Annotated in this window: 14 protein-coding genes; 12 read left to right on the top strand and 2 right to left on the bottom strand. The window is 48.0% G+C overall.

Annotated features, from left to right (window positions below):
* Positions 1-403: 403 nt before the first annotated feature.
* From H6F91_RS04695 to H6F91_RS04730, 8 genes are all read left to right on the top strand, one after another.
* Positions 404-1,645 carry a class I SAM-dependent methyltransferase gene (locus H6F91_RS04695; protein WP_190773826.1) on the top strand — a complete coding sequence of 414 codons (1,242 nt, stop codon included), beginning with the start codon at positions 404-406 and terminating at the stop codon, positions 1,643-1,645.
* Between the two features lie 87 nt (positions 1,646-1,732).
* Entirely contained in the window at positions 1,733-2,662 is a 930-nt protein-coding gene (locus H6F91_RS04700) for a hypothetical protein (protein WP_190773827.1), read from the top strand.
* Between the two features lie 100 nt (positions 2,663-2,762).
* Positions 2,763-3,668: a sugar phosphate nucleotidyltransferase gene (locus H6F91_RS04705; RefSeq protein WP_242035633.1), complete on the top strand. Its 906-nt coding sequence runs from the start codon at positions 2,763-2,765 to the stop codon at positions 3,666-3,668.
* A 9-nt stretch (positions 3,669-3,677) separates the two neighbouring features.
* Positions 3,678-5,015 (top strand): DUF4910 domain-containing protein, encoded by a 1,338-nt coding sequence (locus tag H6F91_RS04710; protein ID WP_190773829.1) that lies wholly within the window; start codon positions 3,678-3,680, stop codon positions 5,013-5,015.
* 105 nt (positions 5,016-5,120) lie between these two features.
* Complete coding sequence (locus tag H6F91_RS04715; protein ID WP_190773830.1) at positions 5,121-6,041, top strand: NAD-dependent epimerase/dehydratase family protein; 921 nt, start codon at positions 5,121-5,123, stop codon at positions 6,039-6,041.
* A gap of 147 nt (positions 6,042-6,188) precedes the next feature.
* Positions 6,189-6,524, top strand: coding sequence for an SMR family transporter (locus H6F91_RS04720; protein ID WP_190773831.1), 336 nt, complete (start codon positions 6,189-6,191; stop codon positions 6,522-6,524).
* Positions 6,525-6,880: 356 nt separating this feature from the next.
* Complete coding sequence (locus H6F91_RS04725) at positions 6,881-7,105, top strand: hypothetical protein (RefSeq protein ID WP_190773832.1); 225 nt, start codon at positions 6,881-6,883, stop codon at positions 7,103-7,105.
* A gap of 34 nt (positions 7,106-7,139) precedes the next feature.
* The gene (locus H6F91_RS04730) at positions 7,140-8,420 is read left to right on the top strand and encodes a tetratricopeptide repeat protein (protein WP_190773833.1); all 1,281 of its coding nucleotides are present in this window, start codon (positions 7,140-7,142) and stop codon (positions 8,418-8,420) included.
* 252 nt (positions 8,421-8,672) lie between these two features.
* On the opposite strand, the gene H6F91_RS04735 is transcribed toward H6F91_RS04730, so the two are convergent.
* The gene (locus H6F91_RS04735; RefSeq protein WP_199307638.1) at positions 8,673-9,479 is read right to left on the bottom strand and encodes a PhnD/SsuA/transferrin family substrate-binding protein; all 807 of its coding nucleotides are present in this window, start codon (positions 9,477-9,479) and stop codon (positions 8,673-8,675) included.
* Positions 9,480-9,632: 153 nt separating this feature from the next.
* Positions 9,633-10,235: a Crp/Fnr family transcriptional regulator gene (locus H6F91_RS04740; protein WP_190775493.1), complete on the bottom strand. Its 603-nt coding sequence runs from the start codon at positions 10,233-10,235 to the stop codon at positions 9,633-9,635.
* A 712-nt stretch (positions 10,236-10,947) separates the two neighbouring features.
* Here H6F91_RS04740 and H6F91_RS04745 point away from each other — a divergent pair.
* The 4 genes from H6F91_RS04745 to H6F91_RS04760 all read left to right on the top strand — a co-directional run bounded on the left by H6F91_RS04745 (position 10,948) and on the right by H6F91_RS04760 (position 14,641).
* Entirely contained in the window at positions 10,948-11,859 is a 912-nt protein-coding gene (locus tag H6F91_RS04745) for a TauD/TfdA family dioxygenase (protein WP_190775492.1), read from the top strand.
* Positions 11,860-12,548: 689 nt separating this feature from the next.
* The gene (locus tag H6F91_RS04750; RefSeq protein ID WP_242035634.1) at positions 12,549-13,028 is read left to right on the top strand and encodes a hypothetical protein; all 480 of its coding nucleotides are present in this window, start codon (positions 12,549-12,551) and stop codon (positions 13,026-13,028) included.
* Between the two features lie 120 nt (positions 13,029-13,148).
* Positions 13,149-13,943: a sulfite exporter TauE/SafE family protein gene (locus tag H6F91_RS04755; RefSeq protein ID WP_190775491.1), complete on the top strand. Its 795-nt coding sequence runs from the start codon at positions 13,149-13,151 to the stop codon at positions 13,941-13,943.
* Positions 13,940-14,641 carry a phosphatase PAP2 family protein gene (locus H6F91_RS04760; RefSeq protein ID WP_190775490.1) on the top strand — a complete coding sequence of 234 codons (702 nt, stop codon included), beginning with the start codon at positions 13,940-13,942 and terminating at the stop codon, positions 14,639-14,641. Before H6F91_RS04755 ends, H6F91_RS04760 begins: the two co-directional genes overlap by 4 nt.
* The last annotated feature ends 481 nt before the right edge of the window (positions 14,642-15,122 follow it).

Raw genomic sequence — 15,122 nt, forward strand, 5'->3', positions numbered from 1 at the left:
AATAGTTACTGGAAAAAATGCCACAAGGTTGTTCATAGAATTCTGGAGTACCTTGTTGACCCCGTTTTTGTGAGCCGTTCTTGCCATCTAGCGTTTGCTAATAGCAAGGACATCGTTGACTACTTTTTCCCAAGAGATCAGCGTTTGTCTTCTAGCTGTTGTTTTGATTTGTACTGGGTGTGGCTTTAAGTCTGAAATCTTCGCACCAGTAAACTACTTTTCTTTCAGTTTCTGTAGACGTCTACATAACCTATGAAGTCGTACAAACTGAGGTCTAACCTATGGAAGTTTTTCTCATTCCACCCCCATTTTACCTTCATTACATTCCGAGCTATTTCGTGAGTACCGTTGATACCCGTAGCCGTGAAACCCGTAGCAATCTTGAAGTAGGAGTTAACCCACCATGACGCAATGCAGCTGCCGATTCTGTGAACTTCCTTTGCAACACACGTTTGTTAACCTGGGCATTTCTCCTATTTCTAATGACATTTTGAGCGTAGAACAGTTAAATCGAGCCGAAAAGTTCTACCCTCTGCACACCTACATCTGTGAGAAATGCCTACTGGTTCAGTTGGATGTGTTTGAATCCCACGAGCATATTTTTGGGGATGGCGATTACTCCTACTTTTCTTCCTACTCTGACAGTTGGTTACGCCATGCCAAAGCCTACACGGATCTGATGGTTCAACGTTTTGGCTTTAACGAGAACAGTCAGGTCATTGAGATCGCCAGCAATGATGGCTATTTACTCCAGTATTTTGTAGAAAAGGGTATTCCAGTGCTAGGAATTGAACCTGCCTCGAATGTGGCTCAGGTTGCCCTTGAGAAAGGAGTTCCAAGCCTGGTCAGATTCTTCGGCGTTGAAACCGCTAAAGAGTTGGTATCAAAGGGAAAGCAAGCAGATTTGCTATTGGGCAACAATGTGCTGGCCCACGTACCCGACCTGAATGACTTTGTGGCAGGGATGAAGATCGTCTTGAAGCCAAACGGCACCTTGACGATGGAGTTTCCACATCTGTTACAACTCATTGAACAGAACCAATTTGACACCATTTATCACGAGCATTTCTCCTACTTCTCGTTCCTGGCCGTTGAACAGGTGTTTGCAAAGCATGGCTTAACCCTGTTCGATGTTGAAGAAATTCCCACTCACGGTGGATCGTTACGAATTTATGGGAAGCATAGTGATGCTCCTGGCTTAGAGGTAAGCGATCGCGTCACCCAACTTAAAGCGAAAGAAATTGAGGCAGGGCTAGACAAGGTAGAAACTTACCTGACCTTTGGCGAAAAGGTCAAGGCAACGAAGTGGAAGCTGCAAAAATTCCTGGTTGAAGCTAAGACGGCCGGTAAGACGATTGTGGGCTACGGTGCCCCAGCAAAGGGCAACACGCTGTTAAACTACTGCGGCGTTGGAGCAGACGCCATTGATTACACCGTCGACCGTAACCCCCACAAACAGGGAATGTTCCTTCCCGGCACCCATATTCCCATTTATGCCCCCGATAAGATTAACGAAACAAGACCTGACTACGTGTTGATTCTGCCCTGGAACCTCAAGGAGGAAATCATTACACAGATGTCCGGTATTCGGGACTGGGGTGGAAAATTCGTAGTGCCTATCCCTGAAGTACAGGTTTACGAATAAAAGTTGCTCTGAGCCAATAGATATTCGCGCTAGCGAATATCTATTGGCTCTATTACCTGTTGTTTAAAGCGCCTGGAATTTACTAACATGACCAGTGTTTTCTTTGATTCAACCCTGAATGATGATGCGAGACGATCGCACCTTTTCAAAGGGGAAATTTTTGTCTACGCCCCTTGTGCGAGTGCGATCGCTCTCTGTGAGTTTGCCCGCGAGTTACTCAAGGAAGCTTTCCATCCATACGACCCTCGTACGGCTCAGCATGAACTATCCGTCGAGGAATACGCTGCTATCTTGTCTAAGGTAAAGCCTCTCTTTATTAACCATCCCACTTCCAAGAAGTATGTCCAGGGCGTTCTGAAAGACCTGGGCTGTGATGTCACCAAAACCTATTTCGATGTGCCCCGAATGCGCAGTGCCACCAGCGATGGATACCTGACATCAGGGATTGCCTTTGCGTTTCACCCCCATCGTGATACCTGGTATTCTGCAACCCTTAACCAGTTGAACTGGTGGTTTCCCATTTATGACGTGGAGCCTGATAACGTCATGGCATTTCATCCCCGCTATTGGGATCAGGCCGTGAAGAACAGCTCTAGCTGCTACAACTACTACCAGTGGAATCAGAACAGTCGCCAGAGCGCGGTCAAGCACATCAAAAAAGATACACGGGTTCAGCCCTACCCCGAGGAACCCGTAGAAATTGATCCACAAATCCGCGTGGTCAGTAAGCCTGGTGGTGTCACCATTTTCTCGGCGGCACAACTGCACTCAACGGTACCGAATACCTCGGGTTATACCCGCTTTAGCATTGATTTTAGGACCGTACACCTTGACGATCTGATCGCCAAACAAGGTGCGCCCAATGTTGATTCCTCTTGCACAGGGCATCCATTGCGTGACTTCCTGCGAGCCGATGACCTGTCGAATGTTCCTGATGATGTGATTGCCCTCTATGATGATGGCACTGAGAAGGATGGGGTTTTGGTTTACCAACCCCCTGAATTAACAACAGCCTAAACACAGGTTGAAGGGGTTGGTTTTTGTGGGTTAATTCCATAAAAAATTAACCCCTTCTAACGTTCTTGAAATCTGTATAAAAGTTGATATGAACCATCCTTTGTCGACTACAAACGAAGTTATCGGATTATTACCCGCAGGGGGACAGGCGACGCGCATTAGCCCTCTGCCATGCAGTAAAGAGTTATATCCTATTGGCTTCCGTACTGTGGGAAACCCGCCCACCACGCGGCCCAAAGTAGTTTGCCACTATTTACTGGAAAAGATGCAATTGGCAGGCATCAGCAAAGGTTATGTGATCGTGCGTCCCGGTAAGTGGGATATTCCTGCCTATCTGGGAGATGGCAGTTTGGTGGGGATGAATCTGGGATACCTGACGCAGGGGTTGCCCTATGGTGCACCCTTTACGCTGGATCAGGCCTATCCCTTTGTGAAGCATGCGCGGGTGGCAATTGGTTTTCCCGATATTCTGTTTCAGCCCGATGACGCCTTCTCTCGCTTGCTGGCCCGTCAGTCTGCGACGGAGGCAGATGTCGTAGTTGGCGTTTTACCCTTTGAAAATCCTCGCAAAGGCGGCATGGTGGATTTTGACGAAGCAGGCCGGGTTCGCTCCATTATTGAAAAGCCTGAGCAAAGTGATTCCTGCTATAGCTGGTGCATTGCGGTCTGGACGCCTGCCTTCACGGAGTTTATGCATGAGTATCTGGAAACGCGACTGCTCCAACAACTGGGGGGCGATCGCACCCTCTTAGAACAGGTACGACAGGAAGGCCACCAGACAAAGGCATTACCCAAGTTTGAAATTCCCATGGGGGATGTGATTCATGCAGCGATCGCCCACGATCTCCGCGTTGAAGCTGAAATCCTGCCAGGTCCGGGTTATCTCGATATTGGCACGCCCAATGATTTAATGCGTGCGGTGCGGGATTATGCCCAGCCTGCCCCAGAGCAATCGGCTACTCCTGTCTTGCCACAAACCTCCTCCATACCCTCCAGTTCCAATTAGAATTGCACCATGACGCCAACCAATAGCCTTCCCAGTCTTGATGTTTCCGAGTTGGAGCGACAGCTTAGCTCCTCGGATGTAGGACAAGCCCTGCATCAATTAATGACTCGGCTTTATCCCATCTGCCGCAGCATTACGGGAAACGGGGTACGAGAAACCCTATCCATTCTTCAGGAATCTATTCCACTGACGGTACACGAAGTGCCCAGTGGAACAGAGGTGTTTGACTGGACAGTTCCGAAGGAATGGAACATTCGTGATGCCTATATCAAGAACTCCAAGGGAGAGAAGGTCGTTGATTTTAAGAATTGCAATTTGCACGTCTTAAACTACAGCGTACCCATTCATCAAACCGTCAGTCTGGATGAACTCAGGCCCCACTTATTTACGCTTCCGGATTACCCGGAGTGGATTCCTTATAGAACGTCTTATTACAAGGAAAATTGGGGTTTTTGTTTAAGTCATAATCAGTATTTGTCATTACAAGATGATAGCTATGAGGTCTATATTGATTCATCCTTGGAGGATGGTCATTTAACCTATGGGGAATACTACATCCCTGGGGAAAGCCGCGAAGAGGTGCTGATTTCCTGCCACACCTGCCACCCTTCCCTGGTGAATGATAATCTTTCGGGTATTTCCATTGCGGTATTTCTGGCACAACAGCTGAGCCAGCGACCGCCCCACTATTCCTACCGTTTTCTCTTTATCCCAGGAACCATTGGCTCCATCACCTGGTTAGCGCTCAATGAAGCTAAAGTTGCCAATATCAAACATGGGTTGGTGTTGACCTGTATTGGAGATTCAGGCAAGTTCACCTATAAAAAGAGCCGCCGTGGAGAGACGACGATTGATCAGATTGCAGCTTATGTGCTTGAGCAATCGGGGCATCCTTTCGAAATCACTGATTTCATTCCCTACGGTTATGATGAGCGGCAGTATTGTTCACCTGGGTTCAACTTAGCGGTCGGTTGCATGATGCGATCGCCTCACGCCACTTTCCCTGAATACCATACGTCCGCTGACAATCTACAGTTTGTCACCCCCGAGAATTTGGCCACCTCTTTTTCGGTTTGCGCTACGGTTTTGCAAGTGCTCGATCAGGACCGGATTTATCTGAACCAGAATCCCAAGTGTGAACCTCGGTTGGGTAAACGCGGTCTCTATCGTAATGTCGCAGGGCAGGCAGAAGCCCAACTGAATGAGATGGCGTTGTTGTGGGTACTGAACTTATCCGACGGAAGCTATAGCTTGTTGGATATTGCACAGCGATCGCAACTGCCCTTTGACACCATCAAGCAGGCGGCAGATGCTTTGCTCCAGGTGGGTCTGCTGGTTGAGGTGTAAGAACCCCTGGTAGAAGGTTGAGTTTTCACGCTCGCAGCGCCCAAAAATTCAACCTTTTCATCAAACAGATTCAACGGGTTTTAAGTGGTTAAAAAGGATGCCTCTATGACGAACACATTGGATTCCCTGTCACAACAACGCATTTTGGTGACAGGAGCCAGTGGTTTTTTGGGATCTCACCTGTGCGATCGCCTCAGTCAGTTAGGGGCTGAAGTTCATGCTCTATCCCGCACCCCGAAGCAGGATAGTGGCTCTCTGCGTTGGTGGCAGTCCAACCTGGAAAGCCTGGAGGAGGTCCAGCAACTCTTCCGGACCCTCAAACCCGATCTCGTATTTCACCTATCCGGATATGCAACGGGCGCGGCAGATCTGAAGCAGGTGCTTCCCACGTTCCACAGCCAGCTTGTCAGTAAAATCAATCTTTTAATGGCAGCTACGGAATTGGGGTGCCAGCGGCTCGTTTTTACAGCTTCCTTAGAGGAGCCACAATCCGAAGCAGGGGAGATCACACCCGCTTCTCCCTATGCCGCATCGAAATGGGCTGGGGGTGCTTACTCCCGGATGTTCCATAAGCTCTATCAGACCCCCGTTGTGCTGGCCCGTCCCTTTATGACTTACGGTCCCCGGCAAAACGCCAATAAGATTATCCCCTCAGTCACACTGTCCCTTCTACGAGGCGAAGCACCCCGGCTGGGTAGTGGCTTGCGCCTGGTGGATTGGATTTATGTTGATGACGTGATTGATGGTTTTTTGGCGATCGCCCACACCCCCGGCATCGAAGGCTTAACCTTTGATCTGGGCTCTGGGGATTTAGTCTCCATCCGTGCTGTTGTGGAACAGTTGGTGGCACACGTCGACCCTCGTATCCAGCCACAGTTTGGTGCATTGCCCGATCGCCCCGTCGAAACGGTGCGAACCGCAGATACTGCCTTTGCTTATGCAAAGCTAGATTGGAAACCTGCTACGTCTCTAACAGATGGTTTGGCACAAACGGTTGCCTGGTATCGCGATCATGCAGGATATTAGGGAGGTTTAGCGAGTGATAGTCATACAGCGACTTCTACAGAATTTAGAACAGGTTTCGTATTCCCCTGCTTCTGAGTAGCAATACTCTCTATTCGAACTATCTACTTTGGACGTTTAGCCTCGCTATTACGAAGGTTCTCACCCATAATGCCTTTCTATCTTTTATCAGGATTACTCGTTCTCATTACCGTTGCACTGAATACCCTGGCTCAAGCCTTGTTGAAACTGGGTTCAGGACAAAATCCTGTAAACCCCTACTTATTGGGTGGCATTCTAGCCTATGGGTTGAGTACAGTTTTTTATATCGCTGTTTTAGGCAAATTCAATTTGTCCGTTGCCTATCCCATCATTATCGGATTAACGGTTCTATCAACAACGGTAACTGGGGCTTTCCTGCTGGGCGAAAAGGTTGCAACCGTTCATTGGCTTGGCATTGGATTGATGCTGAGTGGCATATCTGCGATCGCCGCTGGAACAAAATAGGCTAGTACGCTGAGGCGTAAATATATAACCTATTTGTCTGTGGGGATGCTTCGCACCCCCACAGACAAATAGGTCACGGACTAGGCTGTAGCCTACTAGGGTCTGCTCTGAAGGTGAGTTTTTTGGGCGTGAAGCGCCCAAAAAACTCACAGGCAACTTTCAGATATATCCAAAGATGGGAGGTGTGTTGTGCACCTCTCATCTTTTAGCTTGATGCAAAAGTTTGTTGTTTAAAAAGTTTTCAAATGTTTTTTGAAACACTTGTAACAAAATTCAGGTTGTGAGATCGTAATAAGTAGATAAATACGGTAAGCCGACCGAGTTACCGGAAAATACAATTATCCACGAGAGCCTCTATGACATCCCTGCAACTGTTGGCCCAAGACCTGGGGGATATTCATTCACCTGTTAGTCAAAAAACTCGTCGTCCCTTAAAAACTCGCTGGCATTATGGGCGAGGTTATGTCGTCATTGCAGCGATCGCCCCTTTTGTTCTGATAAGTCTTTTGATGGTTCATCTACACTCACTGGGCCAGCAGTGGACTAGCTCCCTGGAGCGCTGGGTTAGTGCCAAGCGGTGAGCGCCTCATCGTCGTAAACACATGGAATAAAGACATGCTGAATGATATTCAGGGACTTCCAGTCTCAACGGATTCTCCTGAAGCGATCGCCGCTGTCAATGCATACATCGAGCAATCGCTTCAGTATGGCCGTGACGCAGAAACGGTTATCCTTAAAGGCATTGAGGCTGATCCGCAGTGTGCGATCGCGCATGCCTATGCAGCCGCTTACTACCTCAGCCAGGAGAATCATCTGGATCGGGTGCAGGCCATTCTCCATATCCGGCAGGCTCAGCGTCATTTACACAAACTTTCCCGACGGGAGCAATTGTTTATTGGAGCAATTACGGCCTGGTCGAACGGTAATATTGAGCAGGCGATCGCCTACCATGAAGCCCTGGCCCAGGCTTTCCCCCAAGATTTGTTGTCAGTGCAACAGGGGCAGTATCACTACTTTTATCAGGGAGATAGCGATCGCCTCCTGCGCATTGCTGAAGCAGCGTTACCCTTTTACGAAACCCAGCCGTTACTGCCCTATCTTTACGGAATGATCGCCTTTGGTTTAGAGCAATGCCACCAGATGGAACAGGCAGAAGCCATGGGGCGGTTTGCAACCCAACTACACGCTCAGAATCCCTGGGCCCACCACGCCGTCGCTCATGTACTCGAAGCCCAGGGTCGCCACTCCGAGGGTGCTGCCTGGATGGAGTCTGTGGCGGAGAGTTGGAAGCATTGCAACTCGATGCTGTACACCCATAATTGGTGGCATGTTGCCCTGTTTTATCTAGCTCAGGGTGATGCTCAAACTGTTCTAAAACTTTACGACCAGCATGTTTGGGGTGGTGCGCGTCAACATTCACCGAAAGATCAGGTAGGTGCTGTTTCCCTCCTGTTGCGGCTGGAATTGCTTGGAGCAGATGTGGGCGATCGCTGGGATGCCCTGGCACAGCATCTCCGCGCCCGTGTCTCGGAGCATGCATTGCCATTTCAAGATTTGCATTACGTTTATGGTCTGGCTCGGGGAAATGAACTTGCTCTGGCAGAAACAATGGTGCAAGATATGGCACGCTATGCTCAAACCCTTAATCCAGCGCATAAACATCTCTGGCTTACCCTGGCCCTTCCTGCCGCTCAAGGAATTCTGTTTTACGCTAAGCGTAATTGGGGACGAGCGATCGCCTATCTTCAACCCGTACTACCCCACCTCTATCAATTGGGTGGCAGTCATACCCAACGGCTTCTTTTCCAGCAGCTTTACCAACATGCTTTAATGCAGCAAAATAGCGGTAATCCAAGAATTCAAGTATCCAATCATTTAATTGCAGCGAAGCGATGAAGGCGATCGTTCTCATCGGCTGATCACTGCAATGGTTAGTCGCTCAACTCAATGAAACATAAAATCCAAAAGGCTACGCCGCTCATATCGTGGGTGGCGTAGCTCATCTGCTGATAGCGTGTATCTGTTGTGAATTAATTTGGTTTCACCTTTCAACAATATTCTGGACAGTTTTTGTGAAACCCTTGATTTTGCGTGCGTGAAGCGCACGCAAAATCAAGGGTTTCACAAAAACTGTCCGAACTAATGCTTTCAAGATACTGATGATTGAATCAGGTAACTTTCCATTTCATGTGCGGTTGTGTATATTTCCAAAATTGGCTTATAGAAATTCGAATCTACGGGCACAAAGCGTTGAATTTTAGCTTGCTCTATCTGTTCTCGGAGAATGACATCGGGTTCTAAAAGAACTGTTTGAATAGCTTGGATGACTTGCTCCCCAAGCCTTTGTGAAACGGCGATCGGTGGCATTGGTGAAGGGCCAAGGGAGGTAATCACACGCAATTGTTTTGCAAGTTCGGGTTTATCTTGAATGGCTTGTTCCAGAACGGTACTATCAATGGCTGCACAATCTGCTTTTCCTTCAACAATCCATTGAAGCGATCGCCCATGAGAACCGGACTGTATTACCTGCCGGAAAAAGCCCTGCACCTGCCCCTGTTTTAGTAACTCATAACGCATCAAGTTATAACCACTGTTCGATCCTAAATCGTTGTAGCAGAAAGTAGTTCCTGCCAGATCTTCCCATGTGTGCAATGCACAGTCGGCTCGCACAACCACATCGGAAAAATAAATTGGATTGTTCTCATACCGTTCTGCTTGCATCACAGGGGCAACCAGAGGTTTTAGTTGATGGGGGGCAGTTTGCCCAAAGCGCATCAGAGGCAGGCCACAAATGAAGAGAAGGTCGTAGCGATCGCTCTCCAAATCGGGATCATCTAACGGATCAAACTCCCCCTGGGCAATGTGTACATCCACCCTCAAGCTACGCTGCAAAGCATCGCTGACAGCCTTATAGAACCAGAATAGATTTGGAGCCAGGTAGGAAACGAGCCGCATTTGTTTACATTCATGCATCACAAACTTCTGTACCGCTAGGGTCTGCTTTAAAGGTCAGTTAGGCATGTGAAATCAAAGATTCGAGTATTACACACAAGAATGTGCAGGAGAGGGTCTTTAGAACCGCTCCTGCACAAGCATCCGATGAAATTCTTAAATCTCGTAGTGCCAGTGCTTCGACTCTTGCGCTAATACTAACTGACGGGATAAACGGTAAATCAAACCTTCCTCTTCAAAGCGCCCTAGTAGGCGGGTAACCGTAACCCGGGTCAAGCCGCAGAGGTCGGCTAAATCTTGATGGGTCAACCGCACATTGATCAAGCAACCCCGCTCGATTTGCTGACCAAAGCGACAGGCCAACCACTTCAAAACTCCTTGTAGCACTGCATCAGCCCGTCGATTGGCACGAATGAGTAGCAATGCTTCAGTTTGCTGCCAATAACTCAGCAGTACATCTGCTGGAGGTTGCCATTCTGTTGCAGTAATGGGTTCTACCTGAACGCTGGAGATTGTTTCGATAATCAACGGTTGCGCCATCGAGAGTGGCTCACCGACTACGTCACCCGCGCCCCAAATACCCAGGGTAACAACGCTGCCATCCTCTAAATAACAGATAGACCGAACGACACCTGACTTGATCAACCAGTACAGATCCTTCTTAAGGGGCAACGATGTTCGGCTAGAGAACATCTTGCTTGGCGCAGCGACGGGCAACGAAAGAATTGGGTTGGCTTGTGTTTCAGTCAATGCGCTCATTCTGGTTAGCCTATATCTGGTTGGGGTAAGCCTATTTCTGCCTATGATGGCATATAACAAAACAAAGTTCAATCAAGATTGTATTCAAATTGAATTGCAATGCAACTGAAATTAAGATGATCGTAAATAAGCGGCCTGGCGCACTTTGTGCGCAAAAACAATACGTTTAGCTAAATAGGCCTGGCGTAAAAGACTTGGATCTCTGGTTTTTCTAAAATGGTCGTAAAACTATTTCTTGCTTTTCTTAAATCAGTGTGATAATTTGCACAGGAATCCTCTAAATACTGAAAGTCAATCGACTTATAGGGGATTCAGGTTTTTCCAGGTTTCTTCTGATAGCTGTAAACTTTCTAGGATGCTCAGTAAAAACCTAAATGACATCTCTTGCTCCAGCCATACTTTTATGCGCAAGCGCGTATTAACGATGGCAATCTAGCTCGCCGCTTACGCTACTCACCATTCTCAAACTGGCTAGAAAGTTGTCTGGTTATAGAAATCTGGTGGAGTAGAACTGCCTGGAATGGTGAGGCTCATGGCGAAGCAGTGATATACGGGGTAAAGCAACTTTTTTCAGAAGTGGAAGTATTGGGTACTCGTTTCTTCGGCTGCAACCTATTGCCTTAATGAGCCAGACCCGCTAGTTAACCAAAACATTTGGTTAATCAGTTTAGCCAGAGTTTGGCTAGCTTTTTCCTTTGGAGGCTGTGTACTTATGAGCTTTTCATCCTTCGATACTAAGCAATTGACCGGTCGTATCGGAGCCGAAATTTTAGGGCTGAATCTGAGCGCTAACCTTAGTGATGAAGTCATTGCTGAAATTCGTGAGGCTCTGGTCCGTTACAAGGTGATTTTCTTTCGTAACCAAACCCTAGATGGGCCAGGGCAAATTGCCTTTGCTCGTCGATTTGGTGAATTGACGAAAGGCCATCCCACTCTGCCCACGGTTACGGATCAACCCGAGATCCTTGACCTTGACTATGGGCGTACCGCAACCCGCGCCAACAATTGGCATACAGACGTGACCTTTGTGGATCGGCCGCCCCTAGGTTCTATCTTGCGTACCCTTGAGCTTCCGTCTACCGGAGGCGATACCTTGTGGGCGAATACTGTTGCCGCTTATCAAGATTTGCCTGCTCCCCTACGGGCACTGGCCGATCAACTTTGGGCTGTTCATACCAATGACTACGACTATATAGAGACTGCCAGTACGCTCTCAGAAGCAGAAGCCAGCGAGTATCACAAAACATTTATTTCAACCCTTTATGAAACCCTTCATCCGGTCGTGCGGGTGCATCCAGAGTCGGGTGAGCGTGGCCTGTTTATTGGTGGGTTTGCCCAGAAAATTCAGGGTTTCTCAAGTAGTGAATCAGCAGACCTGCTTCGGATGTTTCAAAGCTATGTGACGCGCCCTGAAAATACAGTGCGCTGGCATTGGCAACTGGGGGATGTAGCTTTCTGGGATAACCGCTCGACGCAGCATTATGCTACCTATGATTATGACGGGCAATTGCGGCGGGTACAACGGGTGACCATTGCAGGCGACGTTCCGTTTGGCATTGATGGCAAGCGTAGCCATGCTATCAAAGGCAACTCTGCGGCTTATACTCCATCTGTTGCAACATAATTCACCTTGTCCTGGATATTGATGTTCCGTGGGCAAAGCGTACGGAACATCAACTTCTCTAAAAAGTTCTAAGGAGGTTTCCAACAATGAAATTACCCCCAGGATGTTGGTGCTTTGCCCGCGAAGCGGGCAAAGCACCAACATCCTGGGTAGATTCTTATGCAGAAACCTCCTAAAACACATGAGTGCTGTTTTGGGTGTGTAGGTGTTTGTTGTAAGAAGGGTGCTCAGTTCCCCTCTTACAACAAACATCTATCCTCAGTAGATCGCAAATTCTCTCAAAATCCAACAAAAAGGCACGCTTCACACGCCTCTTCTTTGGGTTTTGGGTGCTTTAAGCTGCAAAGCGCTCAAAGCACCCGTTTGTGATCTACTGCTCCTGGGATTTGGAAAAGAACCTCTATGTTAAACTCCGCCTCACTTCAAGAGAGGGAGATGTGAGTAAAGCTTATACCTCCCCCTCCGGATGTTTAGAGTTGTTGACCGAAAGAGCGATCGCTCCGACAACGAACTGAGACTTGCGGACAAAGTCTAGACTCCATCGTAAGATTTCTTGCTTTTGATGCAAATTTCAAATGATTTACAATGCAATTTTGCATAAAATTTAAAGCAATGCAAATCTATATCTGCTCTATTTTGATGCCTGGAATGATAAAATCCGGTAAATACGTCGAGTTGTCGTAGATTTAATGAATGAGTTGCCCAAAATTGGTAAATTAGGCTCAACTGAGCCTAATTCCCTTAGCGTCGGTTATCCTTCCCTGCTAAAACGCTTGCGGGGTAGCTTCTTCTTTGTGGTAGGGTATTTGCTTTCGCCCCTCTCCTGGTGGAATGACATTTTTTTCAATCTGCCGGTCGCTTATGGAGTGGGTTGCTTAGTGAGCATCTTTTTCCCTCATCTATTCTTGCCAGCGGCGATCGCAGGCTACTGGCTCTCCAATGTTTTAGGCATCCTATTAATGCAAATGGGCCTTATCGATGTGGTGCAAGGGGAGGCAAAAGAACGCAATTTTAAGAAGGAATTGCTGACGGGTGTAGCCTCTTCGACGGTCTACACCCTTTTTATTTTGGGCCTCATCCACTTCCACATTTTGGAAACCCCACAGTTCGCTTTTGAGAATGGCGGGTTGGATCTAAAGGCATGGCTACCGTTTTGGGGCGATCGATAACTTCTATCTCTACTTCTTGTTTGTGCCTCTAGCTTTCTCTTCGTAATGTGCCAATTCCTGTAAGCCGTTGAATATCGCGTTAGTAGGAGTTGGTCATCAACCGTTCACCCTTCCCACCCCATGAACTATCTGCTCCTTTCCTCACTCAGTTTTATCGTTGGTATCGTGGTTGGGCTGACCGGTATTGGCGGAGCCTCTCTCATTACACCCATGCTAATTCTGGTGTTTCAGGTACCGCCCTCTGTTGCCATTAGCTCTGACGTGGTAGCTGCAACCTTAATGAAGGTGGTTGGAGGCATCAAGCACTGGCGGCAGCAGACTCTGGATATCCCCTCGGTTAAATGGTTGGCTTTTGGGAGTGTACCTGGTTCTTTGATAGGGGTTGGGCTGTTGCATAGGTTACGGCAGTCAGGCTTTAATCTGGATGCGATTTTACTGCGCTTACTTGGCTTCGCCATTTTAATGATTACTCTGGTGGCCCTGGTGCAGTTAATTCTGAAGATGATAGCTCCGTCTCTACGGCTCCCCACTTTACCCAAGCTAGATTTGCAGACTGGTAAGGGTCGGGTGATCGCTATCTTCATTGGAGCCATCCTCGGCTGTATTGTGGGCATGACCAGTGTTTCATCGGGTTCCATGTTTGCCCTCGTGCTGATTGCCCTGTTCCAGTTGAATGCTCAGAAGTTGGTCGGTACCGATTTGACCCAGGCCGCTATCTTGCTGAGCGTGACCTCTCTGGGGCATCTGACTCTGGGTACTGTGGATTGGAACATTGTCATTCCGATTTGGGTTGGCTCTATCCCCGGTGTGCTTTTAGGAGCAAAGCTATGCCAAATCGCTCCTCAGAGGGTGTTACGATTTGCGATTTACGTCATTTTAGTAATGGTGAGTTGGAAACTGGCCCATACCGCATGACTCGTTTGACAAGTTTCTCCAAATTTCTCAAGCTCTGGTTTCAGGCGAACGGGCGATCGCTCCTCTACCTGATTTTGGGAGTCTACATTCCGCTGCAAATCTTCGCGGTACTGGCCCTTAAAATATGGGGTCTTGAAGGTGGATTATCCTGGGATGTGACATTGATTACGGCTATCCATCAATCCGCTGATGCAAGTCTAGATCGGGCGGCTTCATGGCTCACTCATTTGGGATCGGCAAAAATTGTTGCACCGTTTACCCTAACCCTGGTGCCTATCTTGGTGGTGCAGAAGCGGTGGCGATCGCTCATCTACCTCGTCATGACCTTGGGAGGCGGAGGTGCTTTGAATGTGGTTGCCAAAACGATATGGCGACGTGCCCGCCCGAGTCTCTGGGAAGGAAGCTATCCGATACCCTCTGATTTTTCTTTTCCTAGCGGCCATGCTATGACGAGCTTTCTTCTGGTCACAGCTCTGACAATTTTGACCTGGAAGACTCGTTGGAACCCGTTGGTCATCATTTTAGGGGTGGTTTACGTAGTGACGATTGCGTGGACTCGGGTTTACCTTGGGGTGCATTACCCCAGCGATATTGTGGCGGGTTGGATGCTGGCTCTGGCATGGGCGATCGGTATTAGTGTGCTGGTAAAACCGATGCTGTCTCCTTCTAAAGTCAAGGGGGAGGCACCCCATCATTAATTAGGGATGTTAATGGCTGTATTGGATGAAGCATGACATTTTTTGCCTAGCACGTAGATGCTTTTGATAATGTCAGCAATTCTCAGTATGGAATCAGGTCCAAAAGCCGCTTACCGAAGGCAAGCGGCTTTTGGGCTTCAAAGCCAAGATTGCGCACCCGTCGGGCGCGCAATCTTGGCTTTGAAGCTCATAATGAGAACTGCTGTGATTATGTAAAATATCCTGACACTGAAATTACTTTGTGCACACTTAAGAAATACGTCTAAACTAATAAAAAGAACAGAGCTAAATAAATACAACCGTCTCATCTCGTTGTAAAACGTTTTTCTGGCTCAAAGATTAGCCTTTCAACCGGGTTCTTGGAGATTTGATATTAGCTGTCAAAAGCGATAAGTAGATCAACTCAATTAAGCATAAAATCCTCAAAGGCTGTGCCACCTGTTTTGCAGGCGGCACAGCTTTTGGAGATTTTATGCTTAAT

The sequence above is a fragment of the Leptolyngbya sp. FACHB-8 genome, assembly GCF_014695575.1.
Taxonomy (GTDB): Bacteria; Cyanobacteriota; Cyanobacteriia; order Elainellales; family Elainellaceae; genus Vacuolonema.

Coding starts and splice junctions, on each gene's coding strand:
- H6F91_RS04750 (WP_242035634.1), top strand. CDS start 12,549: ATGAATGAGTTGCCCAAAATTGGTAAATTAGGCTCAACTGAGCCTAAT.
- H6F91_RS04720 (WP_190773831.1), top strand. CDS start 6,189: ATGCCTTTCTATCTTTTATCAGGATTACTCGTTCTCATTACCGTTGCA.
- H6F91_RS04755 (WP_190775491.1), top strand. CDS start 13,149: ATGAACTATCTGCTCCTTTCCTCACTCAGTTTTATCGTTGGTATCGTG.
- H6F91_RS04735 (WP_199307638.1), bottom strand. CDS start 9,479: ATGCGGCTCGTTTCCTACCTGGCTCCAAATCTATTCTGGTTCTATAAG.
- H6F91_RS04695 (WP_190773826.1), top strand. CDS start 404: ATGACGCAATGCAGCTGCCGATTCTGTGAACTTCCTTTGCAACACACG.
- H6F91_RS04730 (WP_190773833.1), top strand. CDS start 7,140: ATGCTGAATGATATTCAGGGACTTCCAGTCTCAACGGATTCTCCTGAA.
- H6F91_RS04740 (WP_190775493.1), bottom strand. CDS start 10,235: ATGAGCGCATTGACTGAAACACAAGCCAACCCAATTCTTTCGTTGCCC.
- H6F91_RS04760 (WP_190775490.1), top strand. CDS start 13,940: ATGACTCGTTTGACAAGTTTCTCCAAATTTCTCAAGCTCTGGTTTCAG.
- H6F91_RS04745 (WP_190775492.1), top strand. CDS start 10,948: ATGAGCTTTTCATCCTTCGATACTAAGCAATTGACCGGTCGTATCGGA.
- H6F91_RS04710 (WP_190773829.1), top strand. CDS start 3,678: ATGACGCCAACCAATAGCCTTCCCAGTCTTGATGTTTCCGAGTTGGAG.
- H6F91_RS04700 (WP_190773827.1), top strand. CDS start 1,733: ATGACCAGTGTTTTCTTTGATTCAACCCTGAATGATGATGCGAGACGA.
- H6F91_RS04715 (WP_190773830.1), top strand. CDS start 5,121: ATGACGAACACATTGGATTCCCTGTCACAACAACGCATTTTGGTGACA.
- H6F91_RS04725 (WP_190773832.1), top strand. CDS start 6,881: ATGACATCCCTGCAACTGTTGGCCCAAGACCTGGGGGATATTCATTCA.